This is a genomic window from Streptomyces sp. NPDC056224 (assembly GCF_042267665.1).
Taxonomy (GTDB): Bacteria; Actinomycetota; Actinomycetes; order Streptomycetales; family Streptomycetaceae; genus Streptomyces.
In genome coordinates this window covers 80,724-97,517 of sequence record NZ_JBHJTK010000014.1, presented here as the reverse complement: position 1 = coordinate 97,517, position 16,794 = coordinate 80,724, and the positions used below count along the sequence as shown (strand labels likewise).

Genomic DNA, 16,794 nt, shown 5'->3' with positions numbered 1-16,794 from the left:
TGGGGGCCCCCCCCCCTGGGGGCGCGGGGGGGGGGGGGGGGGGGCGCCCCCCCCGCCGCTTAAACACCCCCGTGCTTCCGCGGGGGGCGCGGGGGCGGGGGCCCCCCCCCGCCACCGGAAGGGGTGAAGAGTCGTAACTTTCCCGTACGGTTCGCGTTCGAGCACGCTAGGAAGGGGTGTCCTACACGAAGATCTCCCGCCGCGGCGCACGGCGCCGCGCGGCCGGTCCGGGACCGGGCGCCGGTGCGGCGGGGCCGCCGGTGCGGACGGCCGGGTGACCGGTCAGCTGCCGGGAAAGACCCAGGGGTTGGGCTTGCACTGGATCCCGTCGATGTCGAGGGACTTGGTCTGCTGCTGCATGATCGGCGCGAGCGCGCCCGGGGTGCGGCAGTTCACGTGGCCGTGTCCGAGCCGGTGGCCGACCTCGTGGTTGATGAGCATCTGGCGGTAGGCGAGCATCTGGTCCGGGCCGTACGTGGCCGAGCCCTGGGCCCAGCGGAACGCGTTGATCATCACCCGCTCGGTGGACGCCGAGTCGCAGGAGACGTTGTCGACGGTGGTGTCCAGCCCCGATTTGGCGCACCACGTCCCGGTGGTCCCCGGGCTGGCCAGGGTGATCACGAAGTCGGCCTCGCCGCCCGGCACCCGCTCGAAGGTCTTCGCACCGCCGTGGCCCCAGCTGCGGTCGTCGTTGAGGGTGCGGTGCACGGCCTCGGCGAACAGCTGCGGGTCCAGGCCCAGGCCCTGCTCCACGTCGACCCGGTAGCGCACGACTTTGCCCTTGCCGGGGGCCTTGGCCACACCGGGCACGGTGTCGAAGGTGCCGGGCCCGGCGAGCTTCTCGTCGATCGGCAGCTGCTGGGCCATCTTCTGCTCGTACGTCAGCTCGGGCGCGGCCGGCTGCGCGCCGCCGCCGGCGGCGGCGTCCGGCGTCGGGCGGCCGTCGGAACGGGAGGTGGGCGCCTCGGCCCGGCCGCTGTCGCCGGCGGCGAGCGTGCCGTGCTGGGCGGTCTCGCCGTGGTGGAGCACCTGGCCCGCGACGACGACGGCGACGACGGCGGTGACCGCCACGGCGGCCGCGCCGGTGTAGGCGCGGACCTTGCGGCTGCGGCCGGGGCCGGAGCCGGGGCCGGGCTGCTCCGCCGGGGCGTCGGCCGGCGTGCGCGGCCCGGGCACGCGGCGGTGCGATCCGGTGGACGTGACGGGGTCGGGTGCGGGTCCGGGCGCCGGGGCGCGCATCGGCGCCGGCGCCGGCTCCGGCAGGACGACCTGCGGGAAGCCCACGGCGGGGGTGCCGTAGGCCGGGGTGTCGGTGTCGAGCAGGGCGGTCGCGGTCCGGGCCCGCGGGATCCCGCGCCAGTCGCCGTACACGGAGCCGGACGAAGTGCCCCAGGCGCCGCCGGGCTCGCGCTGCTCGGGGTGGCCGCCGGGAACGGACCGCTCCTGGGGCGCGTATCCCTGGTGGGTGACGGTGGGTTCGGGCCACTGCCGGGTGCGCGGTTCCGCGTACGGTGCGCGTCCCTCGAACGGGGCACGTCCCTCGTCCGGGAATTGGTCCCCGTACGGAAACGGGTCCTCGTACGGGAACGCCTGCTCGTACGCAGCCGGTTCCTCGTACACCTGCGCCGGGCGGGCCGGGGCAGGGGCGGGAGCCGGGGCGGGGTCCTTGCGACTATGTCGTCCCACGGTTCTCAGCCTCTGCCGTCTTCGGTGTCCAGGAGCAGCTCCCGGAAGGCGGCGGCCACCACCTCGGGATATTCCATCATCGCCACGTGCCCGGCCTCGGGCAGGCACAGCAGCCGCGAACCCCGGAAGGCGGCGGCGGCCTTGTGCGCCATACGGTACGAGACGAGCTGGTCCCGGCCACCGTAGACCAGCAGCGTCGGCGCGAGCACCCGCTGCGCCTGCTGCCACAGCCCGTGCTGCCCACCGAGGGTGTAGGCGTCGACGATGCCGCGCGAGGAGCGGCTCAGGGACTCCCAGAAGTACGGCAGGGCCATCCGCCGCTCCATCTCCTCCACGGCGTCGCGGAAGCCCTCCGGTGTCACCCGCGCGGGGTCCCCGTAACAGAGCTCCGTCACTCCCCGGGTGCGCTGTTCGGCGGTCAGCCCCTGCGCCAGCCGCGCCAGCAGCGCGCCCATGCCGGGCACGGCGAGCAGCGCCGTCGGCACGGCGGCCCGCTGGACGCGCAGCTCGGGCAGGGCGGGCGAGACCAGGGTGAGCGAGCGCACGAGGTCGGGCCGGACGGCCGCGACGCGGGTGGAGACGGCGCCGCCGAGGGAGTTCCCGATCAGGTGGACCGGCCCGCGCGCGGCGGCGTCGAGGTGCCGGATGACCACGCGGGCGAACGCGGTGACGGAGTAGTCGCGGTCGGCGGGCGGCGGGGACCAGCCGAAGCCGGGCAGGTCGAGGGCCTCGCCGTCGACGGTGTCCGCCAGCCGCGCCATGAGCGTCGACCAGTTCTGCGAGGAACCGCCGAGTCCGTGGACGAACAGCGCGGGCGGCAGGTCCGCGCGCACGGACGGACGCCCCCGGACGGCCACTTCCAGCCCGGGCAGCGCGACGGTGCGCAGCTGCTCTCCGTCGGCCACGCGGACGGCTCCCGCCGGGGAAGTCGGCTCGGCGGCGGACCGTACGCCGGGCAGCTCGGTCGAAGACATGCGGGCAATGTTACGAGACGATCACACTCCACTTCTTGTGTTCGCCGTCACAGACGCATGCGGATCCGCATAGCGGGGCACCCGCGATCCTCATAGGCTCATAGGAGAAGAAGGAAGCGAGGGGAGTGGTATGACTGTCGACCCTGCGGAACCGGACACCTTCCGGGAGCCGTTTCCCGAATCCATCGACCCCGAGGCGCCGGAGGCGGACCTGGCGGAACAGCTGACCGAGGCGGAGCCGCCGGAGGACGATGACCGGGTCACCGGTGTGGAGCGCGGCGAGGCCACCGACGGCGACGCGGTCGAGCAGGCCCGGGTGGTGCCGCTGGACGACGACGACTACCGCTGACCAGCGCATCCGACCGGTCCGTACCGCGAGAAAAGTCGGCTTGAACCCACCAGATTCGGTTACCGAAAAGTACGATGGCGGCGCGGCGCAGAGCGCACTGTGTTCTTAGAGAAAGTGGGAGGCGGCGTGACAGCCATCGAGCAGACCGAGGCAGCGCGACCGCGGGGCACGCGACTGCCGCGCCGGGCCCGGCGCAATCAGCTGCTGGGCGCGGCTCAGGAGGTCTTCGTCGCGCAGGGTTACCACGCCGCGGCCATGGACGACATCGCCGAGCGGGCCGGGGTGAGCAAGCCGGTGCTGTACCAGCACTTCCCCGGCAAGCTCGACCTCTACCTGGCGCTGCTGGACCAGCACTGCGAGGCCCTGCTGCTCGCCGTGCGCACCGCGCTCGCGTCGACGACCGACAACAAGCTGCGCGTGGCCGCCACGATGGACGCGTACTTCGCGTACGTGGAGGACGAGGGCGGTGCCTTCCGGCTGGTCTTCGAGTCCGACCTGACGAACGAGCCGGCGGTGCGCGAGCGCGTCGACCGGGTCTCGCTCCAGTGCGCGGAGGCCATCTCGGACGTCATCGCCGAGGACACGGGCCTGTCGAAGGACGAGTCGATGCTGCTGGCCGTGGGACTGGGCGGGGTCTCGCAGGTGGTGGCCCGGTACTGGCTGTCGAGCGAGAGCCCGGTCGCCCGGGACACGGCGGTCGGCCTGCTGACCTCGCTCGCGTGGCGCGGCATCGCCGGATTCCCGCTGCACGGCACCGAGGGCTGAGTGGCTGTTCGCTGCGAGCATGTCCGCTCCGCGCGGTCCGCGTCCCCTCTCCGGGCTAATGTGGACCGCGTACGGCGCGGCTGATCGCGCGAACCGGATCGTCGGAGGGACAAAGCCGTGGAGGTCAAGATCGGCGTGCAGCACGCACCCCGGGAGATCGTGCTGGAGAGCGACCTGAGCGCCGAGGAGCTGGAGACCATCGTCGCCGCCGCGCTGTCCGGTACGGCGCCGCTGCTCAGCCTCACCGACACCAAGGGCCGCAAGGTCCTGGTGCCGTCCGACCGCCTGTCGTACGTCGACCTGGGCGAGCCGAGCGCGCGCAAGGTCGGTTTCGGCGCGCTCTGACGCGGCGGCACGTGACGTGCCGAGAACTGAGTGAAACGGCCCGGTGGTTGGATCCACCGGGCCGTTTCCCTTTCCTCCGCTTCGGGTAGGACGGCAGTGATCCGGTATGCCCCGACGTGTGGGAGGGAACCCATGCTGCTGATGGAGACGTTCGGCTCGGCTCTGCTGGGGCTCGCCCTGTCCGCGACCGCCGCCCGCGCGCTCGCCAGCCGGCTGCCCGACCGGAGGGTGGTGCTGGTCAGCGGGGTGCTCGGGGCGCTCTTCGGGGCCTATCTGACGCACTTCGCGCTCGGCCCCGGGCACAACACGCTGACCGCGACGTTCGTCGGGGCCGTGCTGGTGTCGGCCGTGGTCCTGTCCCTGCTGCTCCGGCCGGCCGCCGGGCCCCGCAGGCCCTCGCACAGGACTCCGTTTTCACTCCCGTCACGGGGCTGACCCCTGATCCCGGCCCCTCATCGTTCACGTACGCCGGCCCCGGCGCGGAGGATTCCGTGCCGGGGCCGGCGTACGTGCGCGGGGAACGACGCCTAGGCGGCGAGGCCGAGGGCCGCCATCCGCTTGGTGTGCGCCTTCGTGATCCGGGTGAACATCTCGCCGACGGCGGCGAGGTCGAAGCCCGCGGCCATGCCGTCGACGCCGCCGACCAGCATGGTGGACAGCGCGTCGCGCTCGGCGACCACGCGCTGGGCCTGCGAGAGCGCCTCGCCCATCAGCCGGCGTGCCCACAGGGCGAGGCGGCCGCCGCAGCGCGGGTCGGCCTCGATGGCGGCGCGCACCTTCTCGACGGCGAAGTTGCCGTGGCCGGTGTCGTCGAGCACGCCGAGCACGAGGGCGCGGGTGTCGGTGTCCAGGTGGCTGGCCACCTCGCGGTAGAAGTCACTGGCGATCGAGTCGCCCACGTAGGCCTTGACCAGGCCTTCCAGCCAGTCCGACGGCGCGGTCTGGCGGTGGAAGTCGTCAACGCCCTTGGCGAAGGGCTGCATGGCGGCGGTGGGCTCCGCGTCGATCGCGGCGAGCCGGTCGCGCAGCCGCTCGAAGTGGTGGAACTCTGCGGAGGCCATGGCGGCGAGCTCGGCCTTGTCGTCGAGGGTGGGCGCGAGCTTCGCGTCCTCCGCGAGGCGCTCGAAGGCCGCGAGCTCGCCGTACGCGAGCGCGCCGAGCAGGTCCACGACGGCGGCCCGGTACTGCGGCGAGGCAGAGGCGGTCGCCCAGTCCTGGGCGGCGATGCCCGAGGTTTCGGCGGGGGCGCCGTCGTCGGCGGGCGAGGCGTTTTCAACGGTCGACATGCTCCGCACAATAGCCGTCCGGCAGGCGGCCCACGCCACCACACATCCACACCGTCCGTCCACGTAAACGCGCCGGGCCGGTGAATTCGCCCGACACAGCTGCGCGATTCCGGGGTACAGTGGTAATGCGCCTGCCGGATACTCGGCGGGCCATCCGAATGAGGATGCCCGGTCGGTGGCCCGATCGGCTCCAACCGACCCGCCCTCTGCGTGGTGCGTGCGTTCATGTGCCGCCACCCTTGAGGGGCCCCCTCAGCGGCACAAGCGCTTGAGCGAAGGCTAGTGGTCCCGCGCAGCTTCGTACGTACGTAGCAGTACTGCAAGCCCGGCACGGTACGACCCCCCTCGCCGCCTCGCGCCGCGTCTCACAGAAGAGGCAGCACCCTGACTACGTTCCGAGACCTCGGGATTCTCCCCGAGACCGCCGAAGCCCTTGAGGCCGTCGGCATCGTGTCCCCCTTCCCGATCCAGGAGATGACCCTTCCCGTCGCCCTTTCCGGCACGGACGTCATCGGCCAGGCCAAGACCGGAACCGGCAAGACGCTCGGTTTCGGCCTTCCGCTGCTGGAGCGGGTCACCGTCCCCGCGGACGTCGAGGCGGGCCGGGCCAAGCCCGAGCAGCTGACCGACGCCCCGCAGGCCCTCGTGGTGGTTCCCACCCGCGAGCTGTGCACCCAGGTCACCAACGACCTCCTGACCGCGGGCAAGGTCCGCAACGTCCGCGTGCTCGCCATATACGGCGGCCGCGCGTACGAGCCCCAGGTCGAGGCGCTCAAGAAGGGCGTCGACATCATCGTCGGCACCCCGGGCCGCCTGCTCGACCTGGCCGGTCAGAAGAAGCTCGACCTGTCGCACGTCCGCGCCCTGGTCCTGGACGAGGCCGACGAGATGCTCGACCTGGGCTTCCTGCCCGACGTCGAGAAGATCATCAACTACCTGCCGCCGAAGCGTCAGACCATGCTGTTCTCGGCGACCATGCCGGGCGCGGTCATCGGCCTGGCCCGCCGGTACATGACGCAGCCGACGCACATCCGCGCCACCTCGCCCGAGGGTGAGGGCGTGACCGTCGCCAACATCAAGCAGCACGTCTTCCGTGCGCACAACATGGACAAGCCGGAGCTGGTCTCCCGCATCCTGCAGGCCGAGGGCCGTGGCCTTGCCATGATCTTCTGCCGCACCAAGCGCACGGCGGCCGACATCGCCGAGCAGCTGGAGAAGCGCGGTTTCGCGTCCGGCGCCGTCCACGGCGACCTGGGCCAGGGCGCGCGCGAGCAGGCGCTGCGCGCGTTCCGCAACGGCAAGGTCGACGTGCTGGTGTGCACCGACGTCGCCGCGCGCGGTATCGATGTCGAGGGTGTCACCCACGTCATCAACTACCAGACGCCGGAGGACGAGAAGACCTTCCTGCACCGTGTGGGCCGCACCGGCCGCGCGGGCAACAAGGGCATCGCCGTCACCCTGGTCGACTGGGACGACATCCCGCGCTGGCAGCTGATCAACAAGGCGCTGGAGCTGGACTTCCACGACCCCGTCGAGACGTACTCCACCTCCCCGCACCTGTTCGAGGAGATGAACATCCCGGCCGGCACCAAGGGTGTCCTGCCGCGCGCCGAGCGCACGCGGGCCGGCCTGAAGGCCGAGGACCTCGAGGACCTGGGTGAGACCGGCGGCCGTGGTGGCCGTGGCGGGCGCTCCGGCCCGGCCGCGGCGGCCGTGGTGACCGAGGAGCGTCCGGCCCGTACCCGTACGCCGCGTCAGCGCCGCCGTACGCGGGGCGGGTCCGAGCTGGGCGCCGAGTCCGACGCCGTCACGCCCGTCGCCGCCGAGGCTCTCGAGGCTCCGGCCGCCGACGAGCCGCGCAGGCCGCGCCGCCGCCGGACCCGCGTGTCCGCCGGTGCCGCGCTCGTCCCGGCGCCCGCCGTCGAGGCGACTGCGGTAGCCGTGGCCCCGGCCCAGGTGGCCGTCGCGGTCGCCGAGGCCGCCCCGGAGGCTCCGGTCAAGCCGAGGCGCACCCGGACCCGCAAGGCCGCCGAGGCCGCCCCGGTCGCCGAGGCGGCCGTGGTCGAGGCCCCGGCCGCGGTGGCCGAGGAGGCTCCGGTCAAGCCGAAGCGCACCCGGACCCGCAAGGCCGCCGAGACCGCTCCGGTCGCGGAGGCCGCCCCGGCCGCCCCGGTCGCCCCGGTCGAGGAAGCCCCGGAGAAGCCCCGCCGTGCCGTGCGCCCGCGCAAGGCCGCCGCCGCCCCGGAGCCGGACTTCCAGATGGCCGCGCCCCTGGAGCCGGTCAAGGCCCGCCGCACCACCCGGCCCCGCAAGGCCGCCGAGGCAGCCCCGGAGCCGGACTTCCAGATGGCCCCGCCCGTGGAGCCGGTCAAGGCCCGCCGCACCACCCGGCCCCGCAAGGCCGCCGAGGCAGCCCCGGAGGCTCCGGCCACCGCGGCCGCCGAGGAAGCTCCGGCCAAGCCGAAGCGCACCCGCACCCGCAAGGCCGCGGCCGCGCCCGAGGCGTGAGCACGGCCCGACGGCCCGGTCCCCTGTCGCAGGGGGCCGGGCCGTCGGCGTATCCCGCCGCGGCACCTCGTACGGGCTGCCGCAGCACCTCGTACGGGCCGCCTCAGCACTTCGTACGGGCCGGTAACCTCGGGCCATGAGCAAGCCGCCGCGTCTCACCCTGCCGTCCGTCGCCCGCGCCCGCCGCCTTTCGACCGCCCGTGGCGATTTCGCCGTGCACGAGGCGGGCGAGGCCGTCCGGGGAACCGCCCTGCTGGTCCCGGGCTTCACGGGGAGCAAGGAGGACTTCATCGCCCTCCTGGAACCGCTGGCCGCCGCCGGGTACCGGGTGGTCGCGGTGGACGGGCGCGGCCAGTACGAGACCCCGGGGCCGCGCGAGGAGTCGGCGTACGCCCTGGAGGAGCTGGCCCAGGACGTCCTCGCGCAGGTCCGCGCCCTGGGCGCGGGGCCCGTACACCTCGTCGGCCACTCGCTCGGCGGGCTGATCTCGCGCACGGCCGTACTGCGCGATGCGGCGCCCTTCGCCTCGCTGACCCTGATGAGCAGCGGGCCCGCCGCGATCTCGCCGGAGCAGCAGGCGCGCACCAAGCTGCTGGTGTCCGCGCTGGAGGCACTGCGCGAGACGGCGCCCGCTGACAGCATGCCGGCGGTGTGGGAGGCGATGCGCGCGCAGGACCCGCAGGACGCCGTCCCGGACTCCCCCGAGCTGGCGGCCTTCCTGCGCGGGCGGTGGCTGGCCACCGTCCCCGAGCAGCTGATCGCCACGGGCCGGGTGCTGCTCTCGGAGCCGGACCGGGTCGCGGAGCTGGCGGGCGTCCCGCTCCCCAAGCTGGTGCTGTCCGGAGCGGTGGACTACGCCTGGCCGGTGCCGCTGATGGATGACATGGCGGACCGCTTGGGTGCGTCGCGTGTGGTCGTCGAGGGGGCCGAGCACTCCCCCAACGCAGAGAATCCGCAGGTCACAGCCGATTCCCTGGTCGTGTTCTGGGACTCCTGGGGCCGCTGACCGCCCACACTCGTTAGCAAGTGAAAAAATTTCCTTAGCGTAGGGAATGTTTGCTTCTTACACTTCGTTGAACCCTCTGCAAGGAGAAACACCGACGAAGGGAGAAGCCCCATGCGCTTCGAGATTCTGCGCCTGGACGACGTCGACGGATCCGCCGTGGACAGCACCGTCGTGGACGCGGCCTCCGTCAACCGGATCGTGCAGCAGGCCGCCGCAGTCGGCCAGCGCATTCTGATCCGACCGGCCGGGACGGCGTCCTGCTGACGCTGCACACACCGCACACACGTCGACGCCCCCACACCGATGCCGGTGCGGGGGCGTTCTCGCGTCCCGTGGCGTGCGGTCAGCCGCCCCGGACCACCTGGAGCACGCCGTTGATGATCTGCTGGACCGCGATCGCGGAGAGCATCATGCCGGCGAGGCGCGTCACGAGGACCACACCGCCGTCCTTGATGACCCGGATGATCACGAGCGAGTAGCGCATCGTGATCCACAGGACGATGTGCATGGCGACGATCGCGCACCAGACGGACACCTGCCCGCTGAACCCGTCGGCCTTCTGCACCGCCAGGATCACGGACACGATCGCGCCGGGCCCGGCCAGCAGCGGCATGCCCAGCGGGACGAGGGCGACGTTCACGTCCTTGGTCTGCTTCGGCTCGTCGTTCTTGCCGGTGAGCAGGTCGAGCGCGATGAGCAGGAGCAGCAGACCACCGGCGATCATCAGCGCCGGGACGGAGACGTGCAGGTAGTCCAGGATCTGCTGGCCGCAGAGCCCGAAGACGGCGATGACGCCGAAGGCCACGCAGACCGCCTGCCAGGCCATCCGGCGCTGCACCTTGACGGGGCGGCCGGAGGTCAGGGCGAGGAAGATCGGCGTGATCCCCGGCGGGTCCATAATCACAAAAAGGGTGAGAAAGAGGGATCCGAAGACGGCGAAGTCGAACACAGTGATGCCTTGCAGGTGAGGGGTGTGAAGAAAAGCGGGAAGGGCGGAGCGGCGCTTACGCGCGGACGCCTCCGCCGGCGCCGGGGACGGGGAAGGCCCCGGTCGCGCGGCGCGTGATCTCGCCGTAGATCTCGGGATCGGTGGTGTAGTCCCCGAGGCGACAGGTCTTGCGGCTGCCGTGGTAGTCGCTGGACCCGGTGGTCAGCAGCCCGAGCTCCGCCGCCAGGCCACGCAGACGCGCGCGGGTGGCGGTGTCGTGGTCCATGTGGTCGACCTCGATGCCGTCCAGGCCCGCCGCCGCCAGCTCGGCCATCGCGGACTCGGGCACGCACTCGCCGCGCTTGACGGCCGCGGGGTGCGCGAAGACGGTGACGCCGCCGGCCGCCTTGACCAGGCGGATGGCGTCGAAGGGGTCGAGCTCGTGCTTCTCGGCGTAGGCGCGGCCGCCGTCGGCGAGCCAGTCGGGCGTGAAGGCGTCCGAGACGGTGGGCACGACGCCCAGCTCGACGAGCGCGGTCGCGATGTGCGGGCGCCCCACGGAACCCTCGCCGGCGATCCGGGCCACCTGCTCCCAGGTGACGTCCACGCCGAGCGCCCGGAGTTTGCCGACCATCGCCTGGGCGCGGGGCGTGCGGTCGTCCCGTACGAGCTCCCGTTCACGGGCGAGCTCGGGCTCCTGCGGGTCGAAGAGGTACGCGAGCATGTGCAGCCCGACGCCGTCCAGTCGGCAGGACAGCTCGGCCCCGGTCACCAGCGTCAGCCCTGCGGGCAGCGCGGCAAGGGCCTCGGCGTACCCGCCCACCGTGTCGTGGTCGGTCAGCGCGACCACGTCCAGCCCCGCGGCGGCGGCGTTGCGCACCAGTTCGGCGGGGGTGTCCGTACCGTCGGAGGCCGTGGAGTGGGCGTGCAGGTCGATGCGCACAGCCGGGCTCCAGGATCGTTCGTACGGACGGTGGGGGCACCTCCCCGGGGTCCCACCCGGACGGAGTCCGGGGGAGGCAGCCGGGGGTGACACTCCAGGATAACCGGGCCGAGGGCCCCTCCCGGTCGGCGCCGGCCGGTGCCGGTGGACCCTGCCGGTCACAGCACTAGGCGGGGCCCAGGATGCGCGGGCTCAGCGCCCCGCACGGAAGGAGCTCGACCTCGGCTCCCGCGTCGCGGAGGTCGGTGAGGACGAGCTCGTCGTACATCAGGAGGCCGGACTGCTCCGGCCAGACGATCGCCCAGAGCCACAGGCCCCGGGCCTCGCCCGCGAAGACGGCCCGGTCGTCGGGGCTTCCCTTGACGTGCCACAGCGGTGTCGGCCGGCCGGCCGCGACCACCTTGGCGTGCGGTGGCGCCGATACGTCGATGTACGTACCGGGGTCGGGACCGTCGATGCCCGCGAACCGCGCGCCGAGCCCCACGCCCAGCTCCTCGGCGACCAGCAGCAGCTCGCCGATGCCGCCCAGCGGTCCGGGCCCCGAGCAGGCCACCGCCGTCGCCCGTCCCCCGCTGCGGTCGTCACCGGCGGACGCCACGCCGGTGAACAGCCACCCCACCGGGAGGGGCCACGGCATCCACACCGGTACCTGCGTCCGGTGGACGACCACGCGCAGGCCCTCGACGCTGGGCGGGATCACGGGTTGCAGGGGGTGGACAGTGCCGTGCACCGCGCACTGCCAGGAGTCGGAGAAGAGACCGGGCGCCCTGACCCGGCCACCGCACTTCGGGCAACTTGGTTCGCCCCTCATAAGAAGCCACGCTCCTCCCCGCCCGGCGCGCCGTCAAGACGCGATCACCCGTCCGGGCTCAGTCCAGTGCGACTGCGGTACGCAGAGGATCCCGCAGATCCGTGCCGCGCGCGAGCCAGCGTTCCTGGAGGGCGGCCGCGCCGTGCACCCGTTTCCAGGCGGCCTCGTTCGCCGTCATGGGCAGGAGCGGCAGGAACCGCACCGGGTCCATGGGCTCGTCCAGCTCCAGGTCCTCCACCAGACCGCCCGGCTCCGCCACCAGGACGGAGCTGAAGGCGGCCCCGTCCCAGAGCGGTTCGCCCACGTCCAGCGAGGCTCCGGGGGCCACGATCAGCCCCTCCACCTGCGGGGAGGCGGCCAGTACCGCGAGCGGCCTGAGCAGTTTGTCGGTGGGCGCCAGTCCACCCCGTACGGTCAGGACCAGCTCGGCGCGCGGCCCGCGTACGGGGTCCGCGACCACGGCGGTCGGGTCGGTCATCGGATGCGCGGACATCCCGAGGGTCGCGTACCGCACGAGGTCGCCCTCGGTGAAGCGGAGTACCTCGATGCGGTCGGTGCCCAGGAAGGTGACGGCGGCGCGTGCGTCGGGTACGCCGAACGCAGTGCTGAGCCGAGCCTCCACGAGGGCCAGAATTTCTGCCATGGAGCGAGCATAGAACTCGTATCCGCCGGGTAAAGGGCGGGTCTTGACCATCCGTCGGCTGATAGTGTTGACAGCTGGTTCGGGCCGCACGCAGACGCGTTGTTTCAAGGCCTGGACGACAGGACGTCTCTCACGGGGGACCGGCCGGAGGAGGTGGGGCTGCGGTGGATCGAAGTCGATCGTGCAGTACCAATCGCTCTTCCACTTCTGTGACGGGCGCCTCCCGCCCCCTTTGATCTTCTGATCAGTAGAAGAGCGACGGCAGAACTTTGTCCTCCCGTCCTGTTTCCTTCCGTCCGCCGGGGCTGCCTGCCCGCGCTCACGGAAGGCCTCCCACCCGTACGGTCCGCAGCCGTGCGCGCGAAGGAGCCTGCCATGTCGATGCTGCCCTACATCCGTGCCGCCGTCCGCCCGGCACTGCGCAAGTCCAGCCCGGCCCAGCCCGGATACGACACCACCCGCGACCCGTCGGCGAGCAGCGCCGTGGTCGACTGCGCCGTGTACCGCGAGGGCCGGCGCGTGCTGGGGCCGGCCTGCCTGACGCCCCGTGAGGCGATCCGCCGGGTCCGCGAGGACGGCGGCTTCGCCTGGATCGGCCTGCACGAGCCGACCGAGGCGGAGTTCGCGGGGATCGCGGCGACCTTCGGCCTGCACCCGCTGGCCGTGGAGGACGCGGTGCACGCGCACCAGCGGCCGAAGCTGGAGCGCTACGACGACACGCTCTTCACCGTCTTCAAGACGATCCACTACGTCGAGCACGCCGAACTGACCTCCACCAGCGAGGTGGTGGAGACCGGCGAGGTGATGTGCTTCACGGGCCCCGACTTCGTCATCACCGTCCGGCACGGCGGCCAGGGCTCCCTCAAGGGGCTCCGCCACCGCCTCCAGGACGACCCGGACCTCCTCTCCAAGGGCCCCTCGGCCGTGCTGCACTCCATCGCCGACCACGTCGTCGACGGGTACATCGCGGTCGCTGCGGCCGTGCAGGACGACATCGACGAGGTGGAGAGCGAGGTCTTCGCCGCGCCCGCGAAGGGCGGTACGCGCGGCGGTGACGCGGGCCGCATCTACCAGCTCAAGCGCGAGGTACTGGAGTTCAAGCGGGCGGTCTCGCCGCTGCTGCGTCCGATGGAGCTGCTGAGCGAGCGCCCGATGCGGCTGGTGGACCCCGACATCCAGAAGTACTTCCGCGACGTCGCCGACCACCTGGCGCGGGTGCACGAGCAGGTCGTGGGCTTCGACGAGCTGCTGAACTCGATCCTCCAGGCGAACCTCGCGCAGGCGACGGTCGCCCAGAACGAGGACATGCGCAAGATCACCTCCTGGGCGGCGATCATCGCCGTCCCCACGATGATCTGCGGGGTCTACGGGATGAACTTCGAGCACATGCCCGAGCTCCAGTGGAAGTACGGCTACCCGATGGTGATGGCCTCCATCGTCGGCATCTGCTTCACCATCCACCGCGCGCTGCGCCGCCACGGCTGGCTGTAGCGCCCCGGGAAGCACCCCCTACCCTGTCCGCATGACTCTCAGCACGCTCGACCTCGCCCTCGTCGAGGAGGCCACCAAGAAGTCCGGCCTGATCTGGGTCCGCGGCGCCGGGGCCGACCGCGCCCTGTGGCACGCCTGGGTGGACGGCGCGGCCCACGTACTGGGCGACGGGCCCGGCGAGCAGCCGTTCCCGGGACTGGCCGACGGCGCGGCCGCCGAGGTGACCGTGCGGAGCAAGGACAAGGGCGGCCGGCTGGTGGCCTGGACGGCGACGGTACGCGAGCTGGCGCCCCGCGGCGAGGAGTGGAAGGCGGCCGTCGCCGAGCTCAAGGGCAAGCGGCTGAACGCGCCCGACTCGGAGGAGATGACCGAGCGGTGGGCGCGGGAGTGCCGGCTGCTGCGCCTGGAGCCGGAAGCGGTGTCGGCCCTGCCGGGCGGCTCCCTGGCCGCGGCCCCGCTGGCCTCGCCGGCGATCACCCGCAGGCCCGTCCCGGCGGGCCTGCCGAAGCTGCTGCTGAAGCGGAAGAAGGCCGCCCGCTAGGCGGTCCGGGACCGGGACGCGGCCTACGGCTGGGTGGGGTTGGAGCCCTGGCCGGAGCCCTTGGTGCTCTCCGGGCCCTTGGTCTGCGTGCCCTTCGCCTCGCCGTCCTTGGTCGTCGGCAGCTGGGACCCGTAGTCGACGGTCTGGTCCTGCGCGGGCGCGACGAGCGGGAAGGGCTTGCCCCACTCCGCGAGCTCCACCCGGCCCGCGCCCCCCGCGCGCTCCATTATCAGCGGGTACGGGGTCCCCTCCAGGGACACCGAGAGCTTGCCGCCCTTGCCCGCGTCCGCCGTCACCTGGACCGCGCGGGTGTGCCCGACCTTGGTGTAGGACCCCTTGGCGAGCTTGCCCTGAAGCCCCAGCAGTCCGTCCAGCAGCACGTCCATGTCGGTGAAGCCGCGGAACTGCTTGTACGAGGGGTCGCCCTCGGGCACCTTCACGTACTTGTCGCCGAGCTTGCCGGCCGAGTCGGACTGGCCCCAGAACGCCGCGTTCGCCTTCAGGTACAGCTGCTCCCCCACCCGCAGCAGCTGGAAGGTGTCGTCCTGGGACTTCACCTCGCCCGAGCCGCCGTCCGACTTCAGCCGCATGTCGAGGGTGAAGGACTTGCCGCCGGTCACCAGCGTGCCGGACAGGTGCACCGACTCCGCTTCGCCGGCGGCCGCCTTCGCCTTCGCCTCGATCTTGTCGGCGGACAGCTTGCCGATCCCGTTCGTGCCCTCGTCGGGATCCTCCCCGCAGCCCGTACCGGTGACGGCGAGGCCCGCGCACAACACACCGATGAAGGCGGCCCGGCGCAGCCGCGCGGCAGGGAAGTAGGCGGTCACGTGCGGGGGCCTCTCGTCGTCCTCTTCGAGCAGCAGGCAGCGTACCTTTCCTGTTGATGCCGGCCGCTGTCGGCCGGGTCACTCTCGACCGGACCGGCGGGTCGTGGCCCCGAAGGGTCTTGGGAGACCGGGACCGGCGAGAGCCGGCCGCCCCCGCCTCCCCGTCGGCCGGGCACGCCCGCCGCACCCCTCGTTCACGCGTGGCAGCAGCCCGTGCGCCTTCCACGCCCGGCGAACGGACCCCGGGCGGACCGCCCCACCAGGACGCTCGCCGATGGCACGGGCTAGCCTGAGGGTCGGCAGGACTTTTGATTGACGCGTCTGGAGGCGCTCGGATGGCTGCAGGCGCCCCGCGGATCTTCGTCTCGCATCTGTCGGGTGTGCCCGTCTTCGACCCCAACGGCGACCAGGTCGGCCGGGTCCGCGACCTCGTGGCGATGCTGCGCGTCGGCGGCCGCCCGCCGCGGCTGCTGGGCCTGGTGGTCGAGGTGGTCAGCCGGCGCCGGATCTTCCTGCCGATGACCCGGGTCACGGGCGTGGAGTCCGGGCAGGTCATCACCACCGGTGTCGTCAACATGCGGCGCTTCGAGCAGCGCCCCACCGAGCGGTTGGTCCTCGGTGAACTGCTGGACCGCCGGGTGACGCTGACCGCGACCGGCGAGGAGGTCACCGTCCTGGACGTGGCCATCCAGCAGCTGCCGGCCCGCCGGGACTGGGAGATCGACAAGATCTTCGTACGGAAGGGCAAGGGGGGCGCCCTGCGCCGCCGCGGCGAGACCCTGACCGTGGAGTGGTCCGCGGTCACCGGCTTCTCGCTGGAGGAGCACGGGCAGGGCGCCGAGAACCTGGTCGCCACCTTCGAGCAGATGCGCCCGGCCGACGTGGCGAACGTACTGCACCACCTGTCGCCCAAGCGGCGCGCCGAGGTGGCCAACGCCCTCGACGACGACCGGCTCGCGGACGTCATGGAGGAGCTGCCGGAGGACGAGCAGGTGGAGATCCTCGGCAAGCTGAAGGAGGAGCGCGCCGCCGACGTCCTGGAGGCGATGGACCCGGACGACGCGGCCGACCTGCTGTCCGAGCTGCCGGAGGACGACAAGGAGCGGCTGCTCACGCTGATGCAGCCGGACGACGCGGCCGACGTGCGGCGCCTGATGTCCTACGAGGAGCGGACGGCGGGCGGTCTGATGACCACCGAGCCGATCGTGCTGCGGCCGGACGCGACGGTCGCGGACGCGCTGGCCCGTGTACGGCAGGCGGACCTGTCGCCGGCGCTGGCGGCGCAGGTGTACGTGTGCCGGCCGCCGGACGAGACGCCGACGGGCAAGTACCTGGGCACGGTGCACTTCCAGCGGCTGCTGCGGGACCCGCCGTTCACGCTGGTCAGCTCGATCGTGGACACCGGCCTGGCGCCGTTGCGGCCGGACGCCTCGCTGCCGGTGGTGACCAGCTACCTGGCCGCGTACAACATGGTGGCCGTGCCGGTGGTCGACGAGAGCGGCTCGCTGCTGGGAGCGGTGACGGTGGACGACGTGCTGGACCACCTGCTGCCGGACGACTGGCGCGAGACGGACTTCCACTCGGAGGAGGTCGTGGGTGGCCACTGAGCGGGGGCGCGGCGACCAGTCGCGTGAGCGGCGGCGCGAACAGATCCGGGAGCGGCGCGAGCAGGCGCGGCGACAGGCGCGCGA

18 protein-coding genes are annotated in these 16,794 nt (G+C 72.6%); 10 read left to right on the top strand and 8 right to left on the bottom strand.

Annotation, left to right across the window (positions count from 1 at the left end):
• Positions 1 to 282: 282 nt before the first annotated feature.
• On the bottom strand, positions 283 to 1,686 hold the full coding sequence (locus ACFCZ1_RS18920; protein ID WP_376679404.1) for a DUF3152 domain-containing protein: 1,404 nt from the start codon (positions 1,684 to 1,686) through the stop codon (positions 283 to 285).
• A 5-nt stretch (positions 1,687 to 1,691) separates the two neighbouring features.
• Positions 1,692 to 2,660, bottom strand: coding sequence for an alpha/beta fold hydrolase (locus ACFCZ1_RS18915; protein WP_376679403.1), 969 nt, complete (start codon positions 2,658 to 2,660; stop codon positions 1,692 to 1,694).
• Between the two features lie 130 nt (positions 2,661 to 2,790).
• On the opposite strand from ACFCZ1_RS18915, the gene ACFCZ1_RS18910 reads away from it, so the two are divergent.
• The 4 genes from ACFCZ1_RS18910 (at position 2,791) to ACFCZ1_RS18895 (ending at position 4,554) form a co-directional block, all read left to right on the top strand.
• Positions 2,791 to 3,009, top strand: a complete 219-nt coding sequence (locus ACFCZ1_RS18910) for a hypothetical protein (RefSeq protein ID WP_376679402.1) — start codon at positions 2,791 to 2,793, stop codon at positions 3,007 to 3,009.
• Positions 3,010 to 3,135: 126 nt separating this feature from the next.
• On the top strand, positions 3,136 to 3,774 hold the full coding sequence (locus tag ACFCZ1_RS18905) for a TetR/AcrR family transcriptional regulator (protein ID WP_266784876.1): 639 nt from the start codon (positions 3,136 to 3,138) through the stop codon (positions 3,772 to 3,774).
• Positions 3,775 to 3,891: 117 nt separating this feature from the next.
• Complete coding sequence (locus ACFCZ1_RS18900) at positions 3,892 to 4,119, top strand: DUF3107 domain-containing protein (RefSeq protein ID WP_215149754.1); 228 nt, start codon at positions 3,892 to 3,894, stop codon at positions 4,117 to 4,119.
• A 132-nt stretch (positions 4,120 to 4,251) separates the two neighbouring features.
• Positions 4,252 to 4,554 carry a hypothetical protein gene (locus ACFCZ1_RS18895; protein WP_376679401.1) on the top strand — a complete coding sequence of 101 codons (303 nt, stop codon included), beginning with the start codon at positions 4,252 to 4,254 and terminating at the stop codon, positions 4,552 to 4,554.
• Between the two features lie 92 nt (positions 4,555 to 4,646).
• On the opposite strand, the gene ACFCZ1_RS18890 is transcribed toward ACFCZ1_RS18895, so the two are convergent.
• The gene (locus ACFCZ1_RS18890) at positions 4,647 to 5,405 is read right to left on the bottom strand and encodes a ferritin-like fold-containing protein (RefSeq protein WP_376679400.1); all 759 of its coding nucleotides are present in this window, start codon (positions 5,403 to 5,405) and stop codon (positions 4,647 to 4,649) included.
• Between the two features lie 450 nt (positions 5,406 to 5,855).
• On the opposite strand from ACFCZ1_RS18890, the gene ACFCZ1_RS18885 reads away from it, so the two are divergent.
• From ACFCZ1_RS18885 to ACFCZ1_RS18875, 3 genes are all read left to right on the top strand, one after another.
• Positions 5,856 to 7,913 carry a DEAD/DEAH box helicase gene (locus ACFCZ1_RS18885; RefSeq protein ID WP_376679399.1) on the top strand — a complete coding sequence of 686 codons (2,058 nt, stop codon included), beginning with the start codon at positions 5,856 to 5,858 and terminating at the stop codon, positions 7,911 to 7,913.
• A gap of 136 nt (positions 7,914 to 8,049) precedes the next feature.
• The gene (locus ACFCZ1_RS18880; RefSeq protein WP_376679398.1) at positions 8,050 to 8,919 is read left to right on the top strand and encodes an alpha/beta fold hydrolase; all 870 of its coding nucleotides are present in this window, start codon (positions 8,050 to 8,052) and stop codon (positions 8,917 to 8,919) included.
• 111 nt (positions 8,920 to 9,030) lie between these two features.
• A complete protein-coding gene (locus ACFCZ1_RS18875) occupies positions 9,031 to 9,183 on the top strand; it encodes a hypothetical protein (RefSeq protein ID WP_376679397.1) in 153 nt (50 codons plus the stop codon).
• A gap of 79 nt (positions 9,184 to 9,262) precedes the next feature.
• Here the strand turns inward: ACFCZ1_RS18875 and ACFCZ1_RS18870 are convergent, their stop codons facing one another.
• The 4 genes from ACFCZ1_RS18870 to ACFCZ1_RS18855 form a co-directional block, all read right to left on the bottom strand.
• A complete protein-coding gene (locus ACFCZ1_RS18870) occupies positions 9,263 to 9,868 on the bottom strand; it encodes a MarC family protein (RefSeq protein WP_376679396.1) in 606 nt (201 codons plus the stop codon).
• A 55-nt stretch (positions 9,869 to 9,923) separates the two neighbouring features.
• The gene (locus ACFCZ1_RS18865) at positions 9,924 to 10,790 is read right to left on the bottom strand and encodes a PHP domain-containing protein (RefSeq protein ID WP_376679395.1); all 867 of its coding nucleotides are present in this window, start codon (positions 10,788 to 10,790) and stop codon (positions 9,924 to 9,926) included.
• A 166-nt stretch (positions 10,791 to 10,956) separates the two neighbouring features.
• Entirely contained in the window at positions 10,957 to 11,601 is a 645-nt protein-coding gene (locus ACFCZ1_RS18860) for a DUF6758 family protein (protein WP_376679394.1), read from the bottom strand.
• 58 nt (positions 11,602 to 11,659) lie between these two features.
• A complete protein-coding gene (locus ACFCZ1_RS18855) occupies positions 11,660 to 12,244 on the bottom strand; it encodes a suppressor of fused domain protein (RefSeq protein ID WP_376679393.1) in 585 nt (194 codons plus the stop codon).
• Positions 12,245 to 12,619: 375 nt separating this feature from the next.
• On the opposite strand from ACFCZ1_RS18855, the gene ACFCZ1_RS18850 reads away from it, so the two are divergent.
• Complete coding sequence (locus tag ACFCZ1_RS18850) at positions 12,620 to 13,735, top strand: magnesium and cobalt transport protein CorA (RefSeq protein WP_328927502.1); 1,116 nt, start codon at positions 12,620 to 12,622, stop codon at positions 13,733 to 13,735.
• A gap of 31 nt (positions 13,736 to 13,766) precedes the next feature.
• A complete protein-coding gene (locus ACFCZ1_RS18845) occupies positions 13,767 to 14,276 on the top strand; it encodes a hypothetical protein (protein WP_376679392.1) in 510 nt (169 codons plus the stop codon).
• A 23-nt stretch (positions 14,277 to 14,299) separates the two neighbouring features.
• On the opposite strand, the gene ACFCZ1_RS18840 is transcribed toward ACFCZ1_RS18845, so the two are convergent.
• The gene (locus tag ACFCZ1_RS18840; protein WP_376679391.1) at positions 14,300 to 15,103 is read right to left on the bottom strand and encodes a hypothetical protein; all 804 of its coding nucleotides are present in this window, start codon (positions 15,101 to 15,103) and stop codon (positions 14,300 to 14,302) included.
• Positions 15,104 to 15,438: 335 nt separating this feature from the next.
• Between ACFCZ1_RS18840 and ACFCZ1_RS18835 the strand changes: the two genes are divergently transcribed.
• Positions 15,439 to 16,710, top strand: a complete 1,272-nt coding sequence (locus ACFCZ1_RS18835) for a magnesium transporter MgtE N-terminal domain-containing protein (protein WP_376679390.1) — start codon at positions 15,439 to 15,441, stop codon at positions 16,708 to 16,710.
• Positions 16,711 to 16,794 lie beyond the last annotated feature (84 nt).

What these genes read in the sequence shown, in the direction of transcription:
- ACFCZ1_RS18915 (WP_376679403.1), bottom strand. Translation starts at nt 2,660, where the DNA reads ATGTCTTCGACCGAGCTGCCCGGCGTACGGTCCGCCGCCGAGCCGACT.
- ACFCZ1_RS18910 (WP_376679402.1), top strand. Translation starts at nt 2,791, where the DNA reads ATGACTGTCGACCCTGCGGAACCGGACACCTTCCGGGAGCCGTTTCCC.
- ACFCZ1_RS18895 (WP_376679401.1), top strand. Translation starts at nt 4,252, where the DNA reads ATGCTGCTGATGGAGACGTTCGGCTCGGCTCTGCTGGGGCTCGCCCTG.
- ACFCZ1_RS18890 (WP_376679400.1), bottom strand. Translation starts at nt 5,405, where the DNA reads ATGTCGACCGTTGAAAACGCCTCGCCCGCCGACGACGGCGCCCCCGCC.
- ACFCZ1_RS18880 (WP_376679398.1), top strand. Translation starts at nt 8,050, where the DNA reads ATGAGCAAGCCGCCGCGTCTCACCCTGCCGTCCGTCGCCCGCGCCCGC.
- ACFCZ1_RS18875 (WP_376679397.1), top strand. Translation starts at nt 9,031, where the DNA reads ATGCGCTTCGAGATTCTGCGCCTGGACGACGTCGACGGATCCGCCGTG.
- ACFCZ1_RS18860 (WP_376679394.1), bottom strand. Translation starts at nt 11,601, where the DNA reads ATGAGGGGCGAACCAAGTTGCCCGAAGTGCGGTGGCCGGGTCAGGGCG.
- ACFCZ1_RS18855 (WP_376679393.1), bottom strand. Translation starts at nt 12,244, where the DNA reads ATGGCAGAAATTCTGGCCCTCGTGGAGGCTCGGCTCAGCACTGCGTTC.
- ACFCZ1_RS18850 (WP_328927502.1), top strand. Translation starts at nt 12,620, where the DNA reads ATGTCGATGCTGCCCTACATCCGTGCCGCCGTCCGCCCGGCACTGCGC.
- ACFCZ1_RS18845 (WP_376679392.1), top strand. Translation starts at nt 13,767, where the DNA reads ATGACTCTCAGCACGCTCGACCTCGCCCTCGTCGAGGAGGCCACCAAG.
- ACFCZ1_RS18835 (WP_376679390.1), top strand. Translation starts at nt 15,439, where the DNA reads ATGGCTGCAGGCGCCCCGCGGATCTTCGTCTCGCATCTGTCGGGTGTG.